The organism is Mycobacterium arosiense ATCC BAA-1401 = DSM 45069 (assembly GCF_002086125.1).
Classification (GTDB): Bacteria; Actinomycetota; Actinomycetes; order Mycobacteriales; family Mycobacteriaceae; genus Mycobacterium; species Mycobacterium arosiense.
The window spans coordinates 1-25,546 of the sequence record NZ_MVHG01000026.1; the positions used below are offsets into that span (position 1 = coordinate 1).

A 25,546-nucleotide genomic window follows, 5' to 3' on the forward strand; every position below is an offset into this window, starting at 1 on the left:
GCCCGCCCTTCTCGGCGGAGCCACACGGGTGGGGAATTTCGATAAGCGTCAGAGGGGAATTTCAGCGAGCGCGGTCATTGTTGCACTGCTGGGCAGACGAGCTCGATCTTGACTTGCCTGTGGGCAGCGCCCCGAGCCGAGGCCGGCCGCGGTGGCGGCCGAGGAAGGGCCGGGAGTTGGTGCCCATCAGGAAAGGCAGGACGGCTCGCAATTTGATGTCGGTGTTCCCAGCCGCCGTTGGCCAACAGGTCGCGGGTCCGAGGGAGGTGATGGCCGCGTAGGAGGCGTTCGGCGGCTGGGCAGTAGCAGGCGCCGGCGACTTGGATCGGGCCCATCGGTCGCCGGTTGCGTTCTCGTGAGTGGGCGGAGGGTTCGGTTAAGGAAACGTTGCTCTTGTACCGGAATATCGGGGTGTGTTGCTTTTCGAGCATGAGCGACGTGTGCTGAAGCGCTGCCGCCGAGACCAGTCTGGATTGCTGCGCTCGACTCGGCGTGTCGCTTGCACCGCAATTTTTGGCGAAGTCGATACGCGAGTGAAGGATCGTGCGTGCACCGACTCGAGCGGTACATATTACGACGGGTGGTGACCGGCGCGCTCTTTCAATCGAGCATGTCTTCAGGCCGCCGCGCTGATCCGTGAGCTTGTGCGGGTTCGCCGCGTCGACCGGTAAAGGGCTAAGCCGGGGATTGCGCTGTTGATTACAGGTAGGTGCCTTGGGGTAGTTCGGGTTTGAAGCGGCCGGACTGGATGGTGGCTAGGAGTGCCGTCTCGGTGACTAGCACGGTACGGCGAACGGTTTCGCGGATGTCAGCGCCATTGGTTTCGGCATTGAAGTGGGAGGCAACTTGGCTGGCATCAACGGATTCGGCTCCGGGAATGCCCCGCAGGTAAGTGGTCAGGATATGCGCGGCGGCCTCGCGTGTGGGATAGCCGATCTCGATGATCGAGTCGAATCGTGCGGTCCGGATCGCCGCCGCGTCCAAAGCCGCAACGTCGTTGGTGGAAGCCAGCGTCAAGATCGGCGCTGAGGGGTCTGTATCCATGACAGCCAAGAACTCCGAAATCGGACGAACCTCGCCGTGGTGGCGGCGGTTACCGACGATGAGGTCGATGTCCTCAAGCACGATCACGGTCGGTCCTAGTGCACGTGCTTCTTTGTACACTGCGGACAGCACTGATTTGCCGGCGCGGGCATCGACATCGATCACGGTGAACGGCCCGACGAGTTCAGCGGCGATGGTTTGCGAGATTGCGGTCTTGCCGACCCCGGGCGGACCGGCGAGCAAGATTCCGCGCCGTATCCCTAGGCCCAACTGGGACATCAACTGTCGATGGGTGGTCAGCGCGGCAATGTTGAGGTCGATCTCGTCCCATACCGTCTTGGGCACAATCACATTCGTGCGAGTAAGGGCCGGGATCTCCGTGACCTCGAGGACTAGGCCGTTGTTCTCGGATGCGGTCAACGCTCGACCACGGTAGAGGTTTTTGGCGCCATCGGCGTCGGTCATGATCGCCTCGATCACGGCAACGGCATGACCGCGATCAGCAGGGGTGGTGTAGACCTGAAACCGCGGCGTCTCCGAATACAGCGTCCCTGGACCAAACAACGCTCCGGCAGATCACGCGGAGATTGGGCACCGCCTGTTAATCAGCGCCCACTGTGCTGCACGCGTTGGGACGCTTAGTCCAGAGGTTTGAGACGCCCAGCGACCACCCGGGCGTGCCATGTATCCAAAACAAACTCTGCGACAGTGACCGTTGCATTCAGCGCCAATCGCGCGTGACTCGCAAGTGCCACGCTCCGGGAGGATTGCCCGTGGCCGATGCCTAGCTCGTTGCGCAGCTCGGCCAGCGACTGGATTGTGGTGACAAGCGTGCGCAAGATCTGCTGCGCGGATTCGCTTCCTTTCGCACTCTCGGGAACCGAATCTGCTTTCAGCTCAAGAAGATCGGCGACGTGTCGATAAAGCTGAGGTATGTCCTCCCGCTGCCCGTATGCCACGCCTGAGCGGTCGAGAATGATCCTGAACAAACTCTCGACCAGGTTCTTCGACGACGAAATTGCCGCGGCCGGATCGGAAGCCAGGCTGTCACGAATGCGTACAAGATGCTCTTCCAGCACCACTGGGTCGGTCAGAAGTTCACGTTCGCGGAGCCGAAGTTCCGGAGTCGCGCCATGAAAGGAGTCCCGACGACGCCATCCGTAGACAGCATGGCCACTGATCCAATCAGCCGGGTAGAGCTCGTAGCCGTCTCGCGCCAGTGCTTCGTTGAACGACTTAAGGAGTCCGGCAACTTGCTCTTCATCAGGTCTCACGACGGGGTGCAGCGTCTCTGCGAGGAATCGCAGGACGAGCTCGTCGTCGCCGTGTTGCAACCCAAACCGGCTGTCGGTGAATGTCCAGTCGTCTGGCCAGTCTTCAGGGTTGTTGACGCGATGCTGCCAGATATCACCCGCGGCGGACTTGTACCTCGAATCAGTGCTCGGCATAGAATCCAAGTCGTAGATGCGCGCCAAGAAGTCGGGCTCTTCCAACCTTCCCTCCCACAGCACCTTCGACAGGTTGATGGTGTCGAAGATCCTGCGGCGCGTCACTTGGGTGATGAGCTTCGTCGCCATGCCCCTACAGTTCTTTTGTGGTCGGGGCCCGACCCCCGTGGATCAGGTGCGCTTCAAAGATTATGGGATCTGCGAGACCGTGTCCCCGATCGCGATGAAAGTCGCGTTTTCGGCCAATCTCCTCACCAAACACAAAGGTCACGAACCCTTTCGAGTTCGTGACCTTTCGCGTCGCGGTTCGTCGAACCGCTCAGTGTGGGCGAAGGGGGACTTGAACCCCCACGTCCCGAAGGACACTGGCACCTGAAGCCAGCGCGTCTGCCATTCCGCCACTCGCCCGGAAAACAACCGATGGACCATATCACTCTAATGGCCCGTTCCCCGAACCGCCGCGGTGGGGCGGCACAACGCCCCGCACCAGCGCCCGTCGGTCGCCACGGCCCTGAACTGGGCCGATGCATTTCTCACGATTTCGAAAGTGCCCCGGCGACATGAAGTCCCGATACCATGCGAGAGTGATCCAGCACCGAGGTGATTCGTTTGCCGTCCACCGGCAATACCTCATGGCAAGTGCACGCGAACGGTAGAACATGAGTAGCCAACGGGGGCTGGTCGCGCGGATCGAACGCAAACTCGAGGCGGCGGTAGACGACGCCTTCGCCCGGGTATTCGGTGGATCGATCACCCCGCAAGAGATTGAAGCCCTGTTATGCCGGGAGGCGCGTGATGGGGTGCAGAAGCTGCACGGAAATCGCCTTTTGGCCCCCAACGAATACATCATTACCCTCGGTGTGCACGACTTCGAGAAGGTGAGCGCCGATCCAACTCTCACGTCGAGCGCTTTCGCGAGGCACGTGGCTGACTACATCCACGAACAGGGGTGGCAAACGTATGGTGAAGTGGTCGTCCGGTTCGAGCAGTCGACGAACCTGCACACCGGCCAGTACCGCGCCCGTGGTGCTGTCAACCCTGATGTCGCGCCCCGCCCGACGGTCGACGACTCCGTCCGGCCACAATCGAATAATGCGTTCGGCGAAGAACGAGGAGTAGCAGCGATGACTGACAATTCTGGCTACCGCGGGGCTCAGGGGCCGGGGCGGCCCGGCGACGAGTACTACGACGACCGCTACGGGCGTCCCCAAGACGACGCGCGCGGTGGTCCGGACCAGCAGGCCGCACCCGACCAGCGGGGTGGATATCCGCCCGAGCAGGGGGGCTATCCACCTCAGCAGGGCTACCCGCCGCCCCGGCATCCCGAGCAGGGCGGCTACCCGGAGCAGGGGCACGGCGGCTACCCGCCTCAGCAGGGCTACCCAGACCAGCGCGGCTACCCCGAGCAGGGACAGGGCGGCTACCCGCCTCAGCAGGGTTACCCAGACCAGCGCGGCTACCCCGAGCAGGGACAGGGCGGTTACCCGCAGTCCTACGAGCAGCGTCCGCCCGTCCCCGGCGGCGGTTACGGCGGCCAGGGCTACGACCAGGGATACCGCCAGGGCGGCGGCTACGGCCCGCCCGGCGGTCAGCAGGGCTACGGCGGATACGGCGATTACGGACGCGGTCCGGCCCGCCAGGACGAGGGCGGCTACGCCCCGCCAGAACAACGCCCGGCCTACCCGGAGCAGGGCGGGGGATACGACCAGGGCTACCAGCAGGGCGGGGGATACGGCCGCCAGGACTACGGTTCCAGCGAGTACACGCAGTACTCCGAGCCCGTGCCGGGCGGCACCTACGGCGGTCCGGGGGGTGGCTACCCCGAGGCGGCCAGCCCCGAGTATGAGTACGGCCAGCCGGCGGAGTACGGTCAGCCGGCGGAGTACGGGCAGCCGGCGGAGTACGGCCAGGCCGCCGACTACGGCCAGCCCGCCGACTATGGCCAACCGGCGGGTGGCTACGGCGGCTACGGCCAGGGCGGCTACGGCGCCGGCGGAACCACGGTTACCCTGCAGCTCGACGACGGCAGCGGTCGCACCTACCAGCTCCGCGAGGGCTCCAACATCGTGGGCCGCGGGCAGGACGCTCAGTTCCGGTTGCCCGACACCGGCGTGTCACGGCGGCACCTCGAGATCCGCTGGGACGGACACGTCGCGCTGCTATCCGATCTGAACTCGACCAACGGCACCACGGTGAACAATGCACCGATCCAGGAGTGGCAGCTGGCCGATGGCGACGTGATCCGCTTGGGCCATTCGGAGATCATCGTCCGGATCCACTAGGCCACTGGGCCTGACGCTGCCATGCTTCGCCCCGTGTCGACCGCCGTCCAAGTATCGTGACGTAGCCGATGTGCTCGGAGTCACGGGCGCCAGGGATGCGACGCTAGGACGGAAAGGACGCCAGATGCAGGGACTGGTACTGCAGCTGACGCGCGCCGGATTTTTAATGCTGCTGTGGGTATTCATCTGGTCCGTGCTGCGAATCCTTCGGACAGACATCTACGCGCCCACCGGTGCTGTCATGGTGCGCCGGGGATTGGCTCTGCGCAGTACGCTATTGCCGAGCCGCCAGCGCCGGCATGCGGCCCGCTATCTGGTGGTCACCGAAGGGGCGCTGGCGGGCGGACGCATCACCCTCAGCGGACAGCCGGTCTTGATCGGACGGGCTGACGACTCCACGCTGGTGCTCACCGACGACTACGCCTCGACGCGGCACGCCCGGCTGACTCAGCGCGGCTCGGAGTGGTACGTCGAGGATCTAGGATCGACCAACGGTACTTACCTTGACAGGGCGAAGGTGACGACTGCGGTACGAGTTCCAATCGGGACGCCGATTCGGATCGGCAAGACGGCGATCGAGTTGCGCCCGTGACGCTGGTCCTGCGATATGCCGCGCGGAGTGATCGCGGCCTGGTACGCGCCAACAACGAAGACTCGGTCTATGCCGGCGCGCGACTGCTCGCGCTGGCCGACGGCATGGGTGGTCACGCCGCCGGGGAGGTGGCCTCCCAACTGGTGATCGCCGCGCTGGCCCACCTCGACGACGACGAGCCGGGCGGCGATCTGCTGGCCAAGCTCGACAACGCGGTCCGTTCCGGCAATGCGGCCATCGCCGCGCAGGTCGAAGCCGAACCCGAGCTGGAGGGGATGGGCACCACCCTCACCGCGATCCTGTTCGCCGGCGATCGCATCGGGTTGGTGCACATCGGTGACTCGCGCGGCTACCTGCTGCGCGACGGCGAGCTCACCCAGATCACCAAGGACGACACGTTCGTCCAGACGTTGGTCGACGAAGGCCGGATCACCCGGGAAGAGGCCCACAGCCACCCGCAGCGGTCGTTGATCATGCGGGCGCTGACCGGTCACGAGGTTGAGCCGACGTTGACCATGCGCGAGGCTCGCGCCGGCGACCGCTATCTGCTGTGCTCCGACGGGTTATCGGATCCGGTGAGCGACGAGACCATCCTCGAGGCGTTGCAGATCCCCGACGTCGCCGAGGCGGCCTACCGCCTCATCGAGTTGGCGCTGCGCGGTGGAGGGCCCGACAACGTGACCGTCGTGGTCGCCGACGTGGTCGACTACGACTACGGTCAGACCCAGCCGATCCTCGCCGGCGCGGTGTCGGGCGACGAGGATCAGATGACCCTGCCCAACACCTCCGCCGGACGCGCCTCGGCGATCCGGCCGCGCGATGAGTCCGCTAAACGCGTTGCGCCGCAACCAGAAACACCGAGTCGGCCGCGCTGGTCACGGCGGAGGACGTTCCTGGCGGTCGCGCTGGCGGCGCTGTTGATGTTCGCCGGCCTAACGGTCGGATGGTGGGTCATCCAGCGCAACTACTACGTCGCGGAATACAGCGGCAAAATCGCCATCGTCCGCGGAATTCAGGGAACCCTGTTGGGCGTCCCGTTGCAGCATCCCTACCTGGTGGGCTGCGTCAACCCGCGCAACGAGCTCTCGCTGGTCAGCTACGGGCAGTCCGGTGGACACGCCAATTGCCAGCTGATGACGCTGCAAGACCTGCGCCGCCCAGGACAGGTCCAGGTTCAAACCGGACTACCCGGCGGCAGCCTGGACCAGGCCGAATCGCAACTTCGGCATCTGCTGGCCGAATACCTGCTGCCGATCTGTCCGCCCCCGCGCGCCACCTCGCCACCCGGATCGCCGATCCCCCGCGGCGGAACACCAGAATCCGGCACCACGGCATCACCAGCACCACCGACCTCCAGCTCTTCGAGCGCCAGCCCCCCACCGAGCACGAGCGCCAACGGCCCCGCGAACTCTGCGCCGGCAGGTCCGACGACCACGTCGCAGACAGTCACCGCGCTTCCCGGGCCACCACTCCAACCGGGCATCGATTGCCGGACGGTGGCATGACGACACAGCTTCAGCCGCCGGTCGCGGTCACGCCCCCGTTGCCCACCCGTCGCAATGCCGAGTTGTTGCTCCTGGGCTTCGCCGCACTGATCACCGTCGCCGCGCTGCTGATAGTCGAAGCCAACCAAGCGCGCGACCTGCATTGGACCGCGATCAGCTACGCACTGGTGTTCCTTATCGTTTTCGGGTCGGCACACTTGGCCGTCAGGCGCTTCGCGCCCTACACCGATCCGCTGCTGTTGCCAATTGTGGCGCTACTCAACGGTCTTGGTTTGGTGATGATTCACCGGCTCGATCTTGTCACCAACCAGCTCAGCGGCCGCCACCACCCCAGCGCGACCCAGCAGATGCTGTGGACCCTGATCGGCGTGGTGACCTTCTCCCTTGTTGTCACGTTCTTGAAAGACCATCGGCAGCTGGCGCGCTACGGCTACATATGCGGACTGGTCGGTCTGATTCTGCTGGTCATTCCCGCCCTGCTGCCGGCATCGCTGTCCGAACAGAACGGCGCCAAGATCTGGATTCGCTTGCCGGGCTTCTCAATTCAGCCCGCCGAATTCTCCAAGATTCTGCTGCTGATCTTTTTCTCCGCGGTGCTGATCGCCAAGCGCGGCCTCTTCACCAGCGTCGGTAAGCATTTCATGGGTTTGACGTTGCCCCGCCCCCGCGACCTCGCACCCCTGCTGGCGGCGTGGGTGATCTCCGTTGGCGTGATGGCCTTCGAAAAAGACCTCGGCACTTCGCTACTGCTGTACACGTCGTTTCTGGTGGTGGTCTACCTTGCCACTCAACGCTTCAGTTGGGTGGGCATCGGCCTGGTGTTGTTCGTCGCGGGAAGCGTTGTCGCGTACTACATTTTCGCCCACGTTCGGGTGCGGGTGCAGATGTGGTGGGACCCGTTCTCCGACCCCGACGGCAGCGGCTACCAGATCGTCCAGTCGCTCTTCAGCTTCGCCACCGGCGGCATCTTCGGCACGGGTCTCGGCAACGGCCAGCCGGACACCGTGCCCGCCGCCTCGACCGACTTCATCATCGCCGCGTTCGGCGAGGAGCTCGGGCTGGTGGGCTTGGCCAGCATTTTGATGCTCTACACCATCGTCATCGTGCGGGGCCTGCGCACTGCCATCGCCACCCGCGACAGCTTCGGCAAGCTGCTGGCCGCGGGTCTGGCATCGACGCTGGCCCTTCAGCTGTTCATCGTCGTCGGCGGGGTAACCCAGCTCATTCCCCTGACCGGGTTGACCACCCCGTGGATGTCCTACGGCGGCTCGTCCTTGCTGGCGAACTATGTGCTGCTGGCCATCCTGGCGCGCATCTCGCACAGCGCCCGTCGTCCGCTGCGCACCCGGGCACGCAACCAGCCGCCGATTGCGGCGGCCGGCACCGAGGTGATCGAGAAAGTATGAACGCCTCCCTGCGCCGGATCTCGGTGACCGTGATGGCGTTGATCGTGTTGCTGTTGATCAACGCCACCATGACGCAGGTCTTCGCCGCCGACTCGCTGCGTGCCGACCCGCGCAACCAGCGGGTCCTGCTCGACGAGTATTCGCGTCAGCGCGGGCAGATCGTGGCCGGCGGCCAGCTATTGGCCTACTCGGCGGCCACCGACAACCGCTACCGCTTCCTGCGTGTGTATCCCAACCCCGCGGTGTACGCGCCGGTCACCGGTTTCTACTCGCTGCGATATTCCAGCACCGGCCTGGAGCGCGCCGAGGATCCGCTGTTGAACGGCTCCGACGAGCGGCTGTTCGGGCGCAGGCTGGCCGACTTCTTCACCGGTCGCGATCCGCGCGGGGCGAACGTCGGCACCACGATCAAGCCGCGGGTTCAGCAGGCCGCCTGGGACGCGATGCAACAGGGCTGCGGCGGTCCGCCGTGCAAGGGCGCCGTCGTCGCCCTCGAGCCGTCGACCGGCAGGATCTTGGCGATGGTGTCGTCCCCGTCGTATGACCCCAACCTGTTGTCGTCACACGATCCCGAGGTGCAGGCACAGGCGTGGCAGAAGTTGCGTGACGACCCGGACAATCCCCTGGCGAACCGTGCCATCTCGGAGACCTACCCGCCCGGATCCACCTTCAAAGTGATCACCACCGCGGCCGCGCTGCAGGGCGGTGCTTCCGACACCGAGCAGCTGACCGCGGCGCGGTCGATTCCGCTACCCAACAGCACCGCGACTTTGGAGAACTACGGTGGGGAGTCGTGTGGCAACGAGCCGACGGTGTCGCTGCAGCAGGCCTTTGCCCTGTCCTGCAACACCGCTTTTGTCCAGCTCGGGCTCCGTACCGGGTCCGACGCGCTGCGCAACATGGCTCGCTCGTTCGGGCTGGACAGCACGCCCAGCGTCATCCCGCTGCAGGTAGCGGAATCGACCATCGGGATCATTCCGGACGCCGCGGCGCTGGGAATGACGAGCATCGGCCAGAAGGATGTCGCCATGACACCTCTGCAGAACGCCGAAATCGCCGCGACCATCGCGAACGATGGGGTGACGATGCAGCCCTACCTGGTCGACAGCCTCAAGGGGCCCGACCTGACCACCATCAGCACCACAGCACCGTATGAGCAGCGGCGCGCCGTGTCACCGCAGGTCGCCGCTAAGCTAACAGAGCTGATGGTCGGCGCCGAGAGGGTCGCACAACAGAAAGGGGCCATTCCCGGCGTGCAGATCGCATCGAAGACTGGTACCGCAGAGCATGGCAGCGATCCGCGGCACACCCCGCCGCACGCGTGGTACATCGCTTTCGCGCCCGCACAGACCCCGAAGGTCGCCGTGGCGGTGTTGGTGGAGAATGGCGCCGACCGCCTGTCCGCGACGGGGGGTGCACTCGCCGCGCCGATCGGACGGGCTGTCATCCAGGCTGCGCTACAGGGAGGACCATGAGCCCGCGAGTTGGTGTGACGCTGTCTGGCAGATACCGCCTTCAGCGCCTGATCGCCACCGGCGGCATGGGGCAGGTGTGGGAGGCGGTGGACAGCCGGCTGGGTCGGCGCGTCGCGGTCAAGGTCCTCAAGCAGGAGTTCTCCCAGGACCCCGAGTTCATCGAGCGGTTCCGCGCCGAAGCGCGTACGACCGCGATGCTCAACCACCCCGGCATCGCCGCCGTCCACGACTACGGCGAAAGCCAGCTCGACGGGGAAGGCCGGACCGCCTACCTGGTGATGGAGCTGGTCAACGGTGAGCCGCTGAACTCGGTGCTCAAGCGCACCGGCCGGCTGTCGCTGCGGCACGCGCTGGACATGCTCGAGCAGACCGGTCGCGCCCTGCAAGTGGCGCACGCCGCCGGCCTGGTGCACCGCGACGTGAAGCCCGGGAACATCCTGATCACCCCGACCGGCCAGGTGAAGATCACCGACTTCGGCATCGCCAAGGCGGTGGACGCCGCGCCGGTGACCCAGACGGGGATGGTGATGGGCACCGCCCAATACATCGCGCCCGAACAGGCCCTGGGTCACGACGCCACCCCGTCCAGCGACGTGTACTCGCTGGGAGTCGTTGGCTACGAGGTTGTTTCGGGCAAGCGGCCGTTTACCGGCGATGGCGCGCTGACGGTGGCCATGAAGCACATCAAAGAACCGCCGCCGCCGCTGCCCGCGGAGCTCCCGCCCAACGTCCGCGAGCTCATCGAGATCACCCTGGTGAAGAACCCCGCGATGCGCTACCGCAGCGGTGGGCCGTTCGCCGACGCCGTGGCCGCGGTGCGCGCCGGCCGTCGTCCGCCGCGGCCCAGCCAGTCGCCGCCTCCGGGCCGCGCTTCGCCGGCGGCCATTCCGTCCAGCCCCACCACCCGCGCCGCCGCGGTGTCCCCGGGCCGAAGCGCCGCGCCCCGACGGTCGCGGCCGACCACCGGCGGCCATCGCCCGCCCCCGGCCAGGCGGACCTTCTCGTCGGGTCAGCGGGCCCTGTTGTGGGCCGCCGGTGTGCTCGGCGCGCTGGCGATCATCATCGCGGTGCTCATCGTCATCAATTCGCGGACGGACCAGCAGCAACAGCCGCCTACCGTGACGGACACCGGGACCCCACCCGCATCCGCGCCGCCGGCGAGCAATACGCCGAGCGGTTCGGGGGCCCGGCCCGGTGTGCGGCTGGATTGGCCGGATGACGGGACAATAGGGACTTCCGGCTTCCACAACGTGCCGGCCCGACACGGAACACCGCAATGACCACACCGCAGCACCTGTCTGACCGCTACGAACTGGGCGAAATCCTGGGCTTCGGGGGCATGTCCGAGGTTCACCTGGCCCGCGACGTCCGCTTGCATCGCGATGTCGCGGTCAAGGTGCTGCGCGCAGATCTGGCCCGCGACCCCAGCTTCTACCTTCGCTTCCGGCGCGAGGCGCAAAACGCCGCCGCGCTGAATCACCCGTCCATCGTCGCCGTCTACGACACCGGTGAGGCCGAGACGCCCACGGGTCCGCTGCCCTACATCGTCATGGAATACGTCGACGGCGTCACCCTGCGCGACATCGTGCACACCGATGGCCCGCTGCCGCCGCGCCGGGCCATCGAGATCATCGCCGACGCGTGCCAGGCGTTGAACTTCAGCCACCAGAACGGCATCATCCACCGCGACGTCAAGCCGGCCAACATCATGATCAGCACCACCAACGCGGTCAAGGTGATGGACTTCGGCATCGCCCGCGCGATCGCCGACAGCGGCAACAGCGTCACCCAGACCGCCGCGGTGATCGGAACCGCGCAGTACCTGTCCCCCGAGCAGGCCCGCGGCGACACCGTCGACGCGCGTTCCGACGTGTACTCCTTGGGCTGCGTCCTTTACGAAATCCTCACGGGCGAACCGCCTTTCACCGGGGATTCGCCCGTCGCCGTTGCGTATCAACATGTTCGGGAAGATCCGGTCCCGCCGTCGCAGCGGCACAACGGCATCTCGGCCGACCTCGACGCCGTGGTGCTCAAGGCGCTGGCCAAGAACCCCGACAACCGCTACCAGACCGCGGCGGAGATGCGGGCCGATCTGGTTCGGGTGCACAACGGCGAGAAGCCCGAAGCGCCCAGGGTGCTCACCGACGCCGACCGCAGCTCGCTGCTGTCCTCGGGTGCGGGTAGCTCCGGCCCGACGCGCACCGATCCGCTGCCGCGTCAGATTCTCGCCGACGCGGGCGAGGACCGCAGCGTCGGTTCGGTCGGCCGTTGGATCGTCGCGGTCGCCGCGCTCGCTGTCCTGACGATCGTTGTCGTCATTGCTTTCAACACCTTTGGCGGCAGCGCCCGCGACGTGCAGGTGCCCGACGTGCGAGGGCAGGTGTCCGCCGACGCCATCGCGGCGCTGCAGAACCACGGCTTCAAGACCCGGACATTGCAAAAGCCGGATTCGACCGTCCCGCCCGACCACGTCATCGGTACCGACCCGGGCGCCAACGCGTCGGTCAATGCGGGCGATGAGATCACGATCAACGTCTCCACCGGCCCCGAACAGCGCGAGGTGCCCGATGTCTCCTCGCTGAGCTACGCCGACGCGGTCGCCAAGCTGAAGGCCGCGGGCTTCAGTAAGTTCAAGCAGGCCAACTCGCCGTCGACCCCGGAGCTGCTGGGCAAGGTGATCGGGACCAACCCGCCGGCCAACCAGACGTCGGCGATCACTAATGTCGTCACCCTCATCGTCGGTTCCGGGCCCGAGACCAAGCAGGTCCCCGATGTCGCCGGCCAGACCGTGGACATCGCGCAGAAGAATCTGGCCGTCTACGGTTTCAGCAAGGTCACCCAGGTGCAGGTGGACAGCACCCGCTCGGCCGGCGAAGTGATCGGCACCAATCCGCCCAAGGGCCAGACGGTTCCGGTGGACTCGGTGATCGAGTTGCAGGTGTCCAAGGGCAACCAGTTCGTCATGCCCGACCTATCCGGCATGTTCTGGACTGACGCCGAACCACGGCTACGGGCGCTGGGCTGGACGGGCATCCTGGACAAGGGCGCCGACGTCGACGCCGGGGGCTCCCAGTCCCACCGGGTGGTCTATCAGAACCCGCCGGCGGGCGCCGGGGTCAACCGCGACGGCATCATCACGCTGAAGTTCGGTCAGTAGCCGCCGGTTCGGACGGGAAATACGGCCGCACCGCGGCGTGCACCTCATTCTCGAGCCGGCGCACCAACGTGTCGTCGCGCTCCCACCCACAATCGGCGAGCCAGTTCGCCAACATTCGGTGGCCGCCCTCGGTGAGGATCGACTCCGGGTGGAACTGGACCCCGTGGATCGGTAATTCACTGTGCCGCACGCCCATGATCACGCCGCTCGGGGTGTGGGCCGTGACCTGCAGTACCGGCGGCAACGACTCGGGCAGGATGGTCAGCGAGTGGTAGCGGGTCGCCGTGAATGGATCCGGAAGCCCTTGCAGCACACCCGCATTGGTGTGATGGACGCTGCTGGTCTTGCCGTGCAGCAGTTCGGGGGCGCGGTCGACGGTGGCGCCGAATGCGACGCCGATGGCCTGGTGCCCCAGGCAGACCCCCAGCAGCGGCGTCCGCTCGGCGGCACAGGCGCGAACCATCGGGATCGACGCGCCCGCGCGTTCCGGGGTGCCCGGGCCCGGACTAAGCAGCACGCCGTCGAACTGCCGGGCGACGGCTGCCTGGTCGGAGAGCCGGGTGTCGTCGTTGCGCCAGACTTCCGCGTTCACACCCAGCTGACCGAGGTACTGCACCAGGTTGAACACGAAGCTGTCGTAATTATCGACAACCAGGATCCGCATCGTGTCAGGCTACCGTCTGGCGGCGCCCGTGCAGCTGGTCAGTGCACTTCAGTAGCCGATGGGCCCGTTGGACTGCGCGAAATGCAGCCGGTCGGGCTCGAAATGACCGACCACCTGCACGTCGGACTTCACCGCTTCGTCGTAGCCGAGGCCGAAGCGGACCACGTATTGCTTGTACAGGGTCACCAGGGGAGCGGCGGCCAGGGCGGCTTGCATGGCCGCCGCGTTGCCGATCGCGGTGATCGTGTACGGCGGGCTGTAGGTCCGTCCGTTGAGCAGCAGCGTGTTGCCGACGCAGCGCGGCACCGACGTGGCGATGATCCGCTGATCTTGCATCTGGATCGCCTCGGCCCCTGCGCTCCACAGCGTGTTGAGCACGGCCTCGATGTCTTGCTGATGCACCACCAGGTCGTCTGGGGAGGCGTCGCGCGGGAAGCGGCCGTTGGCGTCGCGCTGGGCGTCGGCCAGCGTGACCACCAGCCCCGGCCCGTGCACCGGGCTCATGCCCGCCTCGCCGGCGAGCTGAGTAGAGCGGCGCTGCATGGCCGACAGGGCGGCGCCCGAGGACCGGCCGTGCGCGGCGTCGATCTTGCCCGTCAGTTGCTCGCGTTGGGCGCTGAGACGGTTCACCGACGACTGCGCCTCGCGCACCAGGTCCACCAGCCGGGGAGCGTCGCTGCGGCGGATTTCGGCGCCGCCGGAGACTCCGTGGGTGGCGGCGAGCAACAGTCCGGCCAGCAGACACACCACCGGGACGCCGAAGCGCCATGGCGACCGGCGCGTCTGGATCATCGAGTCTCCATTTCCTGGTCACCGTCCCAGGTGAGTTAGTCTCGTAGCCAAGTCACGGGTGCAACTGCAGGTGTTTATCGTTGCACCCCGTCCCGCTCACCGTGTCGTTGAGGTAATCCGCGAGGTAATCATGCCCAAGTCCAAGGTCCGCAAGAAGAACGACTTCACCGTCAGCGCGGTCAGCCGCACGCCGGTGAAAGTCAAGGTCGGGCCGTCGAGCGTGTGGTTTGTCGCGCTGTTCATCGGTCTCATGCTGATCGGCCTCGTCTGGCTGATGGTGTTCCAGCTGGCCGCCGTTGGGAGCCAGGCGCCGGCCGCCCTCAACTGGATGGCGCAACTGGGCCCGTGGAATTACGCGATCGCGTTCGCTTTCATGATCACCGGCTTGTTGCTCACGATGCGCTGGCACTGAGCGGGACGGCCAGCGTAATGAATTCATTTTTAGGCTGATCTGTTAACGCGTCAGCAACTTTTAAACCAGCCAATCACACGCGTGTGATTTATCCCCACTGTTGATAGCTGTTGTGGATAACTACATAGGCCGTGGTGGGAGGGGCTAAGGACCGCATGCAGCAAACGGAATGGGAGCCGCACACAGCGGGAATCGCTGGTTGTGGAGCCGCGGCCGTTTTGATGGCTATCGCGGCTGTGACCGTGGTCACAGACCCGCCCGGGCGGATTCTGGCGGGCGTTGCCGCAGCCGGTCTGCTGTTGTTTGCCGGCGTTTCGTGGCGCGCGCGTCCCAAGCTGGCAATCACGCCCGACGGCCTGGTGGTGCGCGGTTGGTTCCGAACGCAGGTATTGCAGCATTCCGACATCAAGATCATCCGCATCATCGAGTTCCGCCGCTACGGGCGGAGGGTGCGATTACTTGAGGTCGAGACGGCCGACGACGACCTGGTGCTGTTCTCCCGATGGGACCTCGGAACGGACCCGGTGCAGGTGCTCGACGCGCTCACCGAAGCGGGCTACGCGGGCCGCCAGCAGCGCTGAGCGGGCCCACGGCCGGCTGCGGGGTTCAGGAGATGGTGATCGACTCGATGACGACCGGCTCGGTGGGACGGTCGTTGCCGTCGGTGCCCGTCGTGGAGATGGCGTCGACGACCTTCTGCGATTCGGGATCGGTCACTTCGCCGAAGATCGTGTGGCGCCGGTTCAGGTGCGGGGTTTCGCCGACGGTGATGAAGAACTGTGACCCGTTGGTGCCGGGGCCCGCGTTGGCCATCGCCAGCAGGTAGGGCTTGTCGAATTGCAGCTCGGGGTGGAACTCGTCGGCGAACTTGTAGCCCGGGCCGCCGCGACCCGTTCCGGTCGGGTCGCCGCCCTGAATCATGAAGCCCCGGATCACCCGGTGGAAGACCGCGCCGTCGTAGAAGGGGCCGGAAGAGCCTCCCGATGCGTTCTGCGTCGAGTACTCCTTGGTGCCCTGGGCCAGGCCAACGAAGTTGGCGACGGTCTTGGGCGCGTGGTTCCCGAAAAGGGCGACCTTGATGTCGCCGCGGTTGGTGTGGAGCGTGGCGGTGGCAGTCTGAAAGGGGCTGTTGGTCACGGCATGAGAGTCTGCCATTACCGGCGGGCGCTGCCGCGCGCGGTGTCACCCAAGGCGGAAGCGTCACCGAAATAGCGGCGCCCGCGCACCGCCGACGACGACGTCCCTATGCTGGCAGTCTGTTGGGTATCGGACGCTTTGAGCCGGCTTCACGGCCGGCTGGACCAGCGGGACAGAAAGGCGACAGATGAGCGCGAAGGTGGATTCCCGGCTGACCCCGAGGCAGCGCTTGGCCCGCGGCCTGAGCTATTCGGCACAAGGACCGGTGGACCTCACCCGGGGGGTGGTCGGCCTGAGCGTCCAGTCCGCGCAGTCGACCGCGGCGCGGCTGCGTCGCCGGTACCAAGAGGGGCGGCTGGCCCGAGACCTCGCCGCGGCCCAAGAAACTCTTGCCCAGGAGCTGGCCGCCGCACAGGAGGTGGTGACCGGCCTGCCCCAGGCGCTGCAGGACGCGCGACGCGCGCAGCGCCGGAACAAGCGCCCGCTGTTGTTCGCGGGCGTTGCCGTTGCCGTGCTCGCCGGCGGCGCCGCCGCATTCAGCATCATCCGGCGCTCCGTGCGATCGAAGCCCCAGGACCCCCAGTCGCGGCCGCCCAGCGTCGAGGTGCAGCCGCGTCCATAACGGTTCACCGCGCCGCGAGTCGTATTCGTTCGCGGCGCCGAACCAGAATGCTCGGGAGCCATTCCCCGACGTCCGTACCGTCAATCCATGCGGTGCGCTCGAGCAGCATGCTCAGGACGATTCTAGCCTCCAACCGGGCCAGCGCGGCCCCCACGCAGAAATGCACGCCCCTGCCGAAGCTCAGGTGACCCTTGCCGGTGGCACGGCCGAGCCGAAATTCGTTGGGCGCTTCGAAGTGCGCCGGGTCCCGATTGGCCGCTCCCCACATCAACAGCAGATGCGAGTCGGCCGGCACGTCAACCCCACCCAGCGTGGTGTCGTGCCAAACGTGGCGGTAATGACCGCGAAACGGCGGCTCGAAGCGCAACACCTCTTCGATGAATCCCCCTAGCAATTCCGGCTTCTCGCGCAGCTTCAACTGAATCGCCGGGCGATCGGTGAGGATCCACACGGCGCTGCCCAGCAGCGAGGCTGTCGATTCGCCGGCCGCGCTGAACAGCGTGAGCATGATGCCCAGCGCCGGAACCTGCTCGAGCTCACCCGATGCGTAGCGCGCGGCCAAGTCGGGGATCAACGTGGATTGGTCAGTGTCACTTGCCCTTTCGAAATGATCCATTACGTAGGCGGACAGTTCTATCGCGGCCAGACCGGCCCGCTCGAGCTGTTCGGATGTGACGATGCCGTCGAGCAGCGTGGTGGTGGCGTAGCCCAGGCGGATCAGCCTGTCGACGTCATCATCGGGCAGGCCCAGCAACTTGCAGACCACCATCATCGGCAGGCGGTTGGCAATTGCGCTCATCCATTCGATCTGACCGCCACGCAGGTTGTCTTCCCAAAGACGGTGGGCGGTCTCGACCGCGAATTGCTCGATGATCCGAATTCGCTTGGCGGACAAATGCGGCAGTAAAATCTTGCGGTGCATGGCATGCACCGGGTCGTCCGCGGTGGCCAGTGCGTGAGTCGGTCCCCCCGGCGCGCCCATGCCGAACGGGCGCACGGTGCCGTCTTCGTGGAAGACCATGGTCGCGGTCAGGTTGGACGAAAAATCCTCCACCCGATCGACCGCCTCTTGCACGGCGTCCCAACCGCATACGGCGTAGAACTCGGAGTCGCTGATGCGGTGCACCGGCGCCTCGGCCCGCATGCGGTCGAACAGGGGGTAGGGGTCCTGTATCGCGTCGCTGCCGAAGAATCGGATCGCCTTGTCCAAGACCGCCATGTGTTTCAGGCTCGATGCGCAGCACCGGTGGGTCAATGGGATGCGGACAAGTTGAGGAACGTCCACGGTCCCGGCCGAGCGCGGCGGACTGCGCGCACCCGTTGCCAGCAGCACCTTCTGTTGAGAAAATCACGTTGCGTATTCTCACGTTGCGAAAAGCATTTCCGTGGGCCGCAGACGGTGGAGCATGGACGGATGCCTGGTGATGACTGGTTGGTCGGCCGCGACCGTCGTAGCGAAGCCGCCGAACGGATCTACACCGCGGCGGCCGACCTCATCGCCCGCCGCGGATACGAAGATTTCACGATCGAGTCCCTGGCCGCCCGGGTGCACTGCTCACCGGCGACCATCTACCGCCATGCCGGCGGCAAGGCGACGATCCGCGACGCGGTGATCCGCCTCCAAGCCGCCCGCATCGTCGACACCACCCGGGAAGCCATCAAGGACCTCACCGGCCGCGAGCGCGTCGTGACCGCCACGATCATGGCGCTCGAACGGCTGCGCTGCGATCCACTGGCCCAGCTCATGCGGTCGATTCACGCCGCCCCGGTCAGCGACTGGGTCATCAGCTCACCGGCCGTCACGGCCTTGGCCGCCGAAATGCTGGGGCCCGACAACGACGATCCGCTCGCCGCGCAATGGCTGATCCGCGTGTTCCTGGCGCTGTGGGGCTGGCCGCTCAAAGACGCCGCCGCCGAACGGACCCTGGTGGAGCGCTTTCTCGGCTCGTCCTATGCGGGGGCAGGGGAGGGCCAGTAGTCGCAGGCGGAAGGCGAGGGCTACCACATCGCCTCGGCCCATGCGGTATGGCCTTCGAAGCCGAGCGTTCTCGCCAGGTCGCGATAGCGATCCCGGTGCTGCGCGTAGGTATCGAGATCGCCTTGTGCCCGTGCCAGTAAGGCCCTCATCCGCTGCAGCCATGTCTCACGCATCGCCAGGTTCCCATCGGCGGGCTCGTTCGCCAACCGCTCGATCGCGGCGCCGGCTTCGGCCACGTCGGGTTCGGTTCCGCGGTCGAGCAGGGTGTCCACGAAAACGCCTGTCGTCAATACGCCCCACGAAAGCGCTTGCCCCCCACGGATCAGACGGTCGACCGCAGTGCGCATCAGCTGGATCGCCTGGTCGGGATCGCCACTGCGCGCCGTCTCGCGGGCTATGTAGACGTCAATCATGGGGAGATCGCACAGGAAGTGACCGCCGCGCTGGAACACTTCACGGACCTCGGTCAGCAGCTCGCGCCCGCGAGCACGCTCGGCTTCGGTGTGGCGTTGTACCAGCGCAAGGCCCAGCGTCAGCCAGGCCACCCCCAATTGGAGGTTGTCACCGGATGGTTGGGCGATCGCCAGCGCCTCCTCGATAGCGCGCACCGCGGAATCGTCGGGCCGCAGCGCACCGGCCGGTATCCCGCTGGTGTAGACGTAGCTGACGACCGTGACGTAGGACAGGGAATCGGCGCCATGCGCCATTTCGACGCCGCGCCGCAAATCGTCTCGCCAGTCGGCAAGCCCCAGGGCCCATCGGGCGGTACCGCGCTGGGCGAGCGCGAGCGCCAGGGGAGACCCGAACAGGAAGTTGCCCTTCGCGGGATCGCCTTCAGCCAGGTCGATGACCCTCTGTGACAAGCGATGCGTCTCGACCCACTCGCCGGTTGCTATCTTGGCGCGGATCGGGGTGAAGGACAGTGCCACCGTCAGCGTCGGGTCACCGATGGACTCGATGAGGGCGATCGCCTCGGATGCCAGCCGTGAGGCCTCGCGCACCCTGTCCTGGAACGCGTGATCCACCACCAGCCCCGCCATCGCTACGGCCAGGGACGCCTTATCTCCCGCGGCGCTGCACAACTTCCGCAACTCATCGAAGCGGTCCCCGATGTTGCTTACATGCACGCGCCAGGCGATCCCGCACAACATGGTGCGCGGCGCGATGCACATCGCCGCCCGGTCTTGCTCATCGGTGGCCAATGAGTCGGCGATCCTTGTGGCGCTTTCCCAACTCAGCCGCGCCGCGGCGATGTCGCGGTATCTCGCCCACGTCGCGGCGCGCATGTGCCAGCCATAGGCCTCCCGCAGGTCACCGGCGGCTTCCAGGTGTTCGGCGATCAGCGCCGCGTTCTGGTCGCTCGATTCCGGCTCGCGAGCCTCGATGGCGGCGGCCAGGCGGCGGTGCATCTGGGCGCGATCGGCCTTCAACTGCGATTCGTAAGCCACGGCGCGTATCAGCGGGTGACGGAAGGCGAACTCGGCGCCGGGGATGAATCGGACCTGATCGATCAGCGCGGCCGTCACGAGTGCGTCGAGTGCGGGGTCGTTGCCCACCGCGGCGAGTAGTTCGGGCGTGAAACGCGAGCCGATGACCGCCGCGGCGTTCAGCGTCTGTTTGGCCTCGGCCTCCAAACGGTCGATGCGCGCGGCGATGGTGGCCTGCAGGGTTGCCGGGACGGTGACCTCGGCCAGATCTGTGGCGCAGGTGAAACCGCCGCGCTCACCATCGAGCACGCGGCGCTCCGCGAGCTCGCGCACCATTTCCTGTGCGAAAAATGGATTTCCGCCCGACCGTTCGGCGACGAGCTCTTTGATGCCGGAGACCGACGGATCGGTGCCCAACAATTCGTCAAGCAGCACAGCGGCTTCCGGATCGGTTAGCGGCGCCAGCGAGATCGTCTGTGCGCCAGGCACTTCCGTTAAGACGCCGCGATAGTCGGGGCGGTAGGTGATCAGAACCATAGACGGCGTTTGCGGTATGACCGTGAGGAATTCGGCCAGCATCGACTCGCTGACCTCGTCGATCCAATGCACATCTTCGATGATGTAGAGGACCGGGTGGGTTCGGGCCAATGACAAAGAGTTGATCAGTGCGCTCAACCGTCGTCGTCGCGCGTCCGGATGGATCGAAGGAGGGGGCGTGTCGGGATCCCGAATGCCCATCAGGTCGTAGAGCAGCAGGACGTCGTCGTCGGAAGCGTCGGGGACGCCGGCGCGCACCTGTGCGCGCGCCGCCTCGTCGTCGAGACCGGTTATGCGGGCGGCTTCGCGCAGCAGGCCCGCCGCCACCAGAAAGGGAACATCGCTGGCATGCGACTCGCAGAAAACTGACGACACCACAATGCCGCGACGGTCGGCCAGCGTGATCGCCTCATCGGTGAGTCGCGTTTTGCCGATGCCCGCCGGCCCGACGACACAGACCACACATCCTCGCCCGCTCATCGATCGATCCAGCAGGCCGGCGATCGTTGTCACTTCCAGCTCTCGCCCGACCAAGGCGCCTTGCAGGTCGTCACTTCGCTGGGAACCGCCGGTCACGCTGAGCAGGCGCCGGGCCAGCACCGGAAACGCGCTGCCCTTGATGCGCACCTGCTCGGCGTCGCCCAGCAGGGCGACCTGCTGAACCAGTCGGGCGGTGGATTCGCTGAGCATCACCCCACCCGGCGGCGCCACGGACTCCATCCGTTGCGCCATCCCGACTTGATCGCCGATTGCGGTGTAGCGCAACCGCCCCGAACCGATCTCACCCGCGATGACCTGACCCGAGTTCAGTCCCACGCGTAGCTGCAGGTCGACACCGTCGCGCCGTTGAACGTCGGTAGCGAGGTGCTTGATCTCTCCCTGTACGCCCAAGGCCGCGAGGCAGGCGCGAACGGCGTGGTCTTCCATTGCTGCGGGTGCGCCGAAGACCGCCATGATCCCGTCGCCGGTGAACTTGTCCACCGTGCCCCCGTAACGGTGCACCACCTTGCTGCAGCGGTCGACCAACTCGGCCATGATTTCGCGCAGCCGCTCCGCACCGACGGCCGTGGCGATGTCCATGGAACGCACGACGTCGGCGAACAGCACCGATACCTGCTTGTACTCCGCAAGGGCGGCGGGCTCGGCAACCGCCGCGCCGCACCCGTGACAGAACCGCGCATTCTCGAGGTACTCGGTCCCGCACGCCGGGCACGCCGCTACGGTCGCCATCCGACCCTCCGCCAATCCCGTAGCCAGCATTTGCTGGGTCTTCACAGAATAGGCCGTAGAGGAAGCCTTGGCTTCACGCCCGGTGACGTCAGCAGGAAGATTCAGATCACCACGGCGTCAATCTTTGGCATAGCAGAACAACCGGTATGAAGCCTCGCCGTTTTCCAACCGGCGATAGATCAACGAGCCCCGCCCGCCTGCGTAGTCGCTGACGATGCGGCGCACAACCGCAATATCCGGGAGTCGGCGCGCGAGCTGATCGGAAAACCGGTTCCTCTCCAGTCCCCGCATGACTTCGGCGTTGATGATCCGCTCCGACACCCGCCGCATCGGGATGTCGGCCAAGTCCGCCTCCCAGGTCGCGATTTCGTCGGCGTAACGGATGTCGGCGTACAAGAATCGCCCGCCGGGGCGCAGCACGCGCTGCACCTCGGCAAAGAACGCAGCCACGTTTTGGTAGTTGATCGCGGCTTCGACATTGATGACTGCGTCGAAGGACTGATCGGGGAACGGCAAGCTCTCCGCGTTGCCCTGCACGAAGTTCAGACCGGGCAGCGCGTGCCTTTTTCGGCAGAATTCGATGCCGACGGTGTTCAGATCCAGGCCCGTGTAGGACGCCGGGTGCATGGTCCGCATCAAATACGAAGCACCGCCGCCGTGGCCGCAACTCACCTCCAGCACGTCTTTGTCCGCGAGATCCGTCTGCGCGGCGGTGCGGTGGTAGAGCTGGATGGGAAAACGATCGGCCTCGTCGGACGCCGCCAACGGCAGCGCAATCGGCGGGTCCTCCTCGTATCCGTAATTCAGGAACAACACGTCGTCCCTTATGAGCAGGCGGCTGAGAAATCGGTAGCCGTATTTGAACCGTAAATTCAACAGTTTCAATAAGATTGCGTTGCGATTCAGGCTGTCGATGACGCGTTCCAACGCTGTCCGATGAAACCGCCCCTCGTCTTCTGGACAAAACCAGCGTGGTGATAACGGCCGAGGTAACCTGACGCCCATGCTCAAGTGTCCCATTCCGACACTGCTGCGCGAACACGCCAGTCTGCAGCCCAACCGGACGGCGTTCACGTTTATGGATTACGAACAGGACCGGGACGGAATTGCCGCAACCTTGACGTGGTCGCAGCTGTATCGGCGGGTTCTCAACCTCGCGCGGGAAATCAAAGTCAACGGATCCACGGGCGACCGTGCGGTGATACTTGCACCGCACGGTCTTGACTACATCAGCGCCTTTCTGGGCGCTTTGCAGGCCGGCCTGATCGCCGTTCCGCTGGGCGGCGCGAGCGATGACCGCGTCGATGCGGTGCTGGGTGACGCGTCCCCGGCGATCGTGCTCACGACATCAACTGTCGCAGGCGATATCGCCGATCATCTCGGGTCGAGGCCCGGGCAAGCCACACCGTCAGTCATCGAGGTGGATCGGCTGGACCTCGACTCCAAGCCGGTGGCCGCCGCTCGGACGACCATTAGTGCAACAGAAACCGCGTACCTGCAATACACCTCGGGATCGACCCGCGCCCCCGCCGGCGTCATGGTCTCGCACAAGAACATCCTGGCCAACTTCGAGCACATGAATGCCGCCTTTTTCGGCGACCACGGAGGAGTTGCCCCGCCGGACAGCACGATGGTGTCCTGGTTGCCCTTCTATCACGACATGGGCCTACAGCTGGGAATAATTTTCCCGGTTTTGACGGGATTTCGTAGTGTGATCGCGAGCCCGGTGTCCTTTCTGCAGCGGCCGGCTCGGTGGATGCAATTGCTGGCGCAGCACAGTCGCGCGCATTCGGCAGCGCCCAACTTCGCCTTTGAAGTGGCCGCACGGAAAACTTCCGACGATGACCTGGCCGGGCTCGACCTCGCAGATGTTTCTTGCATCTTCAACGGCAGCGAGCGGGTACAGCCCGCCACGCTGCAGCGCTTCGCCGAGCGCTTTGCCCGTTTCAACCTCCACGACAAGGCGTTACGGCCGTCGTACGGATTGGCAGAGGCCACCTTGTACGTTGCCACCCGCGCGGCCGGCCAACCACCGCACGTCGTGCACTTCGATTCCGAAGCACTGACCGCAGGCCGCGCGAAACGTCTTGCAGCTAAAGGCGGCACGCCCTTGGTTAGTTACGGCGTGCCCCGGTCGCCGACGGTGCGCATCGTGGATTCCGAGACCCTTACCGAGTGTCCGGCAGGAACGACCGGTGAGATCTGGGTGCACGGCGCCAACGTCGCGACCGGCTACTGGCAGCGGCTCCAAGAGTCGGAGCAGACGTTCGGCGCGACGCTGGTCAACCCGTCCGCCGGTACCCCGGACGGGCCGTGGCTGAGAACCGGCGACTGCGGTTTCATCTCCGACGGAGAGTTGTTCATCATCGGCCGGATCAAGGACATCTTGATCGTCTATGGGCGAAACCATTCTCCCGACGATCTCGAGGCGACGATTCAGAGCATCACGCCCGGACGGTGTGCGGCGATCGCGGTTCCGGACGAAGACACCGAAAAGGTGGTCGCCATCATAGAGCTCAAGGATCGCGAGGATGCGGCTGCCAAATTCGACGTCGTGAAACGTCAAGTCACATCGGCGATTTCGAACGTACACGGACTCAGCGTCGCGGACCTTGTCGTGGTAGCGCCCGGTTCCATTCCGATCACCACCAGCGGGAAGGTCCGAAGGGCGGCCTGCATCGAGCGCTATCGGCAAAATCGGTTCGCCCGCTTGGACCCATGATGCTGCAGCGGGCTTTCGGCATGTCAGGTCGAACAGGAAGAGCATGCGGCCGACGGTCTTGAACGTTCCGAACGCCCTACGCACAGAAGGCGAGCGCGCTGTGGCGGCCGCACGGTATAGCCTGACCCGCAACGCTTTACACTTCCTCTGCGAAACGCATCTGGAACTGCCACCGCAGCCTGCGCCCGGTTATCGCATGCTGGTCTTGTTCGCCCACTTCGATCCGCACGGCATCGTCGATCCCTACGTCGTCTACTACCTGAAGGCACTGCATGGGCTCGGAGCATGCATCGTCTTCGTCTCCGGATCACCCGTCCTCACACCAGAATCGGTCACTCCCATTCGGTCCCTTTGCGCCGGCATCTACACCCGCCGCACGCTTTCCCTCGACTTCGGCTCGTGGCACCTCGCTTGGTGCATCCTGCGGGATCGCGGCTGGTCGCTCGATCAGTTCGACCGCTTCATCATCGTCAACGACAGCGTGTTCGGTCCGCTGTTTCCCCTCGAGGAGATGTGGGACTCGTTTCGCGGTGCCGACATGTACGGAGCCATCGAAAACACCCAGATGGCCCCTCATCTCCAAGCCTTCTTGGTGACTTGGGAACTCAACTCACGCACCCGACCCTTCCTCAACGATTTCTGGAACGACTTTCACTACGTCGTCCATAAGGGGGCCCTCATCTGGCGGTACGAGGTCGGCTTGTCCCGACGGGCGCGCAAGGCGGGGCTGACGATCAAACCGTTCGTCTCGGCCACCGCCATCAAGACCGCCTATGGGCATTCATCGTCGCCCCCGTGGATCGGCGGGCGTTCCGCGCGCAATAACGGCACGCTGCACTTCTGGAACGGCCTCATCGACGACTTCCGATTCCCCTTCCTCAAGGCGAACCTGGCGCGGTACGACATGCCATGGCACGCGACCATGGCGCAGCTGCGCGACGTCATCGAGCAACGCACGCCCTATCCGTACCAACTCATCCAATCGAACGTCGACCGGGTCGGCCGGAAAGCGCCCCCGCTGATCAGCGGCTACGCCCGTCCACTCGCCAGATGGACACACCGTGACGCGCGCAGGACCTCGCCGACGACAAGCGGATCGCACTGACCGCGCTTGTC

At 65.6% G+C, this 25,546-nt stretch carries 21 protein-coding genes and 1 tRNA gene; 13 read left to right on the plus strand and 9 right to left on the minus strand.

The features are described from left to right. Positions 1-699: 699 nt before the first annotated feature. The 3 genes from BST14_RS12755 to BST14_RS12765 form a co-directional block, all read right to left on the minus strand. Complete coding sequence (locus BST14_RS12755) at positions 700-1,524, minus strand: AAA family ATPase (protein ID WP_245845389.1); 825 nt, start codon at positions 1,522-1,524, stop codon at positions 700-702. A gap of 158 nt (positions 1,525-1,682) precedes the next feature. Continuing rightward, entirely contained in the window at positions 1,683-2,621 is a 939-nt protein-coding gene (locus tag BST14_RS12760; protein ID WP_083064818.1) for an abortive infection family protein, read from the minus strand. A 196-nt stretch (positions 2,622-2,817) separates the two neighbouring features. Continuing rightward, positions 2,818-2,900: transfer RNA gene (locus BST14_RS12765), tRNA-Leu, on the minus strand. 251 nt (positions 2,901-3,151) lie between these two features. Between BST14_RS12765 and BST14_RS12770 the strand changes: the two genes are divergently transcribed. The 7 genes from BST14_RS12770 (at position 3,152) to pknB (ending at position 12,909) form a co-directional block, all read left to right on the plus strand. Further along, positions 3,152-4,774 carry an FHA domain-containing protein gene (locus BST14_RS12770; protein ID WP_083064819.1) on the plus strand — a complete coding sequence of 541 codons (1,623 nt, stop codon included), beginning with the start codon at positions 3,152-3,154 and terminating at the stop codon, positions 4,772-4,774. Between the two features lie 124 nt (positions 4,775-4,898). Further along, positions 4,899-5,366: an FHA domain-containing protein FhaB/FipA gene (locus BST14_RS12775; protein ID WP_067934792.1), complete on the plus strand. Its 468-nt coding sequence runs from the start codon at positions 4,899-4,901 to the stop codon at positions 5,364-5,366. Next, the gene (locus BST14_RS12780; protein ID WP_083064820.1) at positions 5,363-6,871 is read left to right on the plus strand and encodes a PP2C family protein-serine/threonine phosphatase; all 1,509 of its coding nucleotides are present in this window, start codon (positions 5,363-5,365) and stop codon (positions 6,869-6,871) included. The genes BST14_RS12775 and BST14_RS12780 overlap by 4 nt, the downstream gene beginning before the upstream one ends. Then, a complete protein-coding gene (locus BST14_RS12785) occupies positions 6,868-8,277 on the plus strand; it encodes an FtsW/RodA/SpoVE family cell cycle protein (RefSeq protein WP_083064821.1) in 1,410 nt (469 codons plus the stop codon). Before BST14_RS12780 ends, BST14_RS12785 begins: the two co-directional genes overlap by 4 nt. Then, complete coding sequence (gene pbpA, locus BST14_RS12790) at positions 8,274-9,752, plus strand: D,D-transpeptidase PbpA (RefSeq protein WP_083064822.1); 1,479 nt, start codon at positions 8,274-8,276, stop codon at positions 9,750-9,752. Before BST14_RS12785 ends, pbpA begins: the two co-directional genes overlap by 4 nt. Continuing rightward, positions 9,749-11,032, plus strand: a complete 1,284-nt coding sequence (locus tag BST14_RS12795) for a serine/threonine-protein kinase (protein WP_083064823.1) — start codon at positions 9,749-9,751, stop codon at positions 11,030-11,032. Before pbpA ends, BST14_RS12795 begins: the two co-directional genes overlap by 4 nt. After that, positions 11,029-12,909, plus strand: a complete 1,881-nt coding sequence (gene pknB, locus BST14_RS12800) for a Stk1 family PASTA domain-containing Ser/Thr kinase (RefSeq protein ID WP_083064824.1) — start codon at positions 11,029-11,031, stop codon at positions 12,907-12,909. Before BST14_RS12795 ends, pknB begins: the two co-directional genes overlap by 4 nt. Here the strand turns inward: pknB and BST14_RS12805 are convergent. Further along, complete coding sequence (locus BST14_RS12805) at positions 12,887-13,573, minus strand: aminodeoxychorismate/anthranilate synthase component II (protein ID WP_083064825.1); 687 nt, start codon at positions 13,571-13,573, stop codon at positions 12,887-12,889. The two genes, pknB and BST14_RS12805, sit on opposite strands and share 23 nt — an antisense overlap. A 48-nt stretch (positions 13,574-13,621) precedes the next feature. Continuing rightward, on the minus strand, positions 13,622-14,365 hold the full coding sequence (locus tag BST14_RS12810) for a DUF881 domain-containing protein (protein WP_083064826.1): 744 nt from the start codon (positions 14,363-14,365) through the stop codon (positions 13,622-13,624). A 130-nt stretch (positions 14,366-14,495) separates the two neighbouring features. Here BST14_RS12810 and crgA point away from each other — a divergent pair, with 130 nt between their 5' ends. Then, positions 14,496-14,777, plus strand: coding sequence for a cell division protein CrgA (gene crgA / locus BST14_RS12815; protein ID WP_083064827.1), 282 nt, complete (start codon positions 14,496-14,498; stop codon positions 14,775-14,777). A gap of 155 nt (positions 14,778-14,932) precedes the next feature. Then, the gene (locus BST14_RS12820) at positions 14,933-15,358 is read left to right on the plus strand and encodes a PH domain-containing protein (RefSeq protein ID WP_083064853.1); all 426 of its coding nucleotides are present in this window, start codon (positions 14,933-14,935) and stop codon (positions 15,356-15,358) included. A 25-nt stretch (positions 15,359-15,383) separates the two neighbouring features. Here the strand turns inward: BST14_RS12820 and BST14_RS12825 are convergent, their stop codons facing one another. After that, a complete protein-coding gene (locus tag BST14_RS12825) occupies positions 15,384-15,932 on the minus strand; it encodes a peptidylprolyl isomerase (protein WP_083064828.1) in 549 nt (182 codons plus the stop codon). 169 nt (positions 15,933-16,101) lie between these two features. On the opposite strand from BST14_RS12825, the gene cwsA reads away from it, so the two are divergent. Continuing rightward, entirely contained in the window at positions 16,102-16,536 is a 435-nt protein-coding gene (gene cwsA / locus BST14_RS12830; protein ID WP_083064829.1) for a cell wall synthesis protein CwsA, read from the plus strand. 4 nt (positions 16,537-16,540) lie between these two features. Here the strand turns inward: cwsA and BST14_RS12835 are convergent, their stop codons facing one another. After that, positions 16,541-17,755, minus strand: coding sequence for a cytochrome P450 (locus tag BST14_RS12835; RefSeq protein WP_083064830.1), 1,215 nt, complete (start codon positions 17,753-17,755; stop codon positions 16,541-16,543). Positions 17,756-17,950: 195 nt separating this feature from the next. Between BST14_RS12835 and BST14_RS12840 the strand changes: the two genes are divergently transcribed. Next, complete coding sequence (locus BST14_RS12840) at positions 17,951-18,514, plus strand: TetR/AcrR family transcriptional regulator (protein WP_083064831.1); 564 nt, start codon at positions 17,951-17,953, stop codon at positions 18,512-18,514. A 20-nt stretch (positions 18,515-18,534) separates the two neighbouring features. On the opposite strand, the gene BST14_RS12845 is transcribed toward BST14_RS12840, so the two are convergent. Both BST14_RS12845 and BST14_RS12850 read right to left on the minus strand, forming a co-directional pair. Next, entirely contained in the window at positions 18,535-21,708 is a 3,174-nt protein-coding gene (locus BST14_RS12845; protein WP_083064832.1) for an AAA family ATPase, read from the minus strand. Between the two features lie 117 nt (positions 21,709-21,825). Further along, positions 21,826-22,584 carry a phthiotriol/phenolphthiotriol dimycocerosates methyltransferase gene (locus tag BST14_RS12850; protein WP_245845390.1) on the minus strand — a complete coding sequence of 253 codons (759 nt, stop codon included), beginning with the start codon at positions 22,582-22,584 and terminating at the stop codon, positions 21,826-21,828. A gap of 127 nt (positions 22,585-22,711) precedes the next feature. Between BST14_RS12850 and BST14_RS12855 the strand changes: the two genes are divergently transcribed. Next, positions 22,712-24,430, plus strand: coding sequence for an AMP-binding protein (locus BST14_RS12855; protein ID WP_083064834.1), 1,719 nt, complete (start codon positions 22,712-22,714; stop codon positions 24,428-24,430). Between the two features lie 100 nt (positions 24,431-24,530). Further along, positions 24,531-25,535, plus strand: coding sequence for a rhamnan synthesis F family protein (locus BST14_RS12860; RefSeq protein WP_158085869.1), 1,005 nt, complete (start codon positions 24,531-24,533; stop codon positions 25,533-25,535). Positions 25,536-25,546 lie beyond the last annotated feature (11 nt).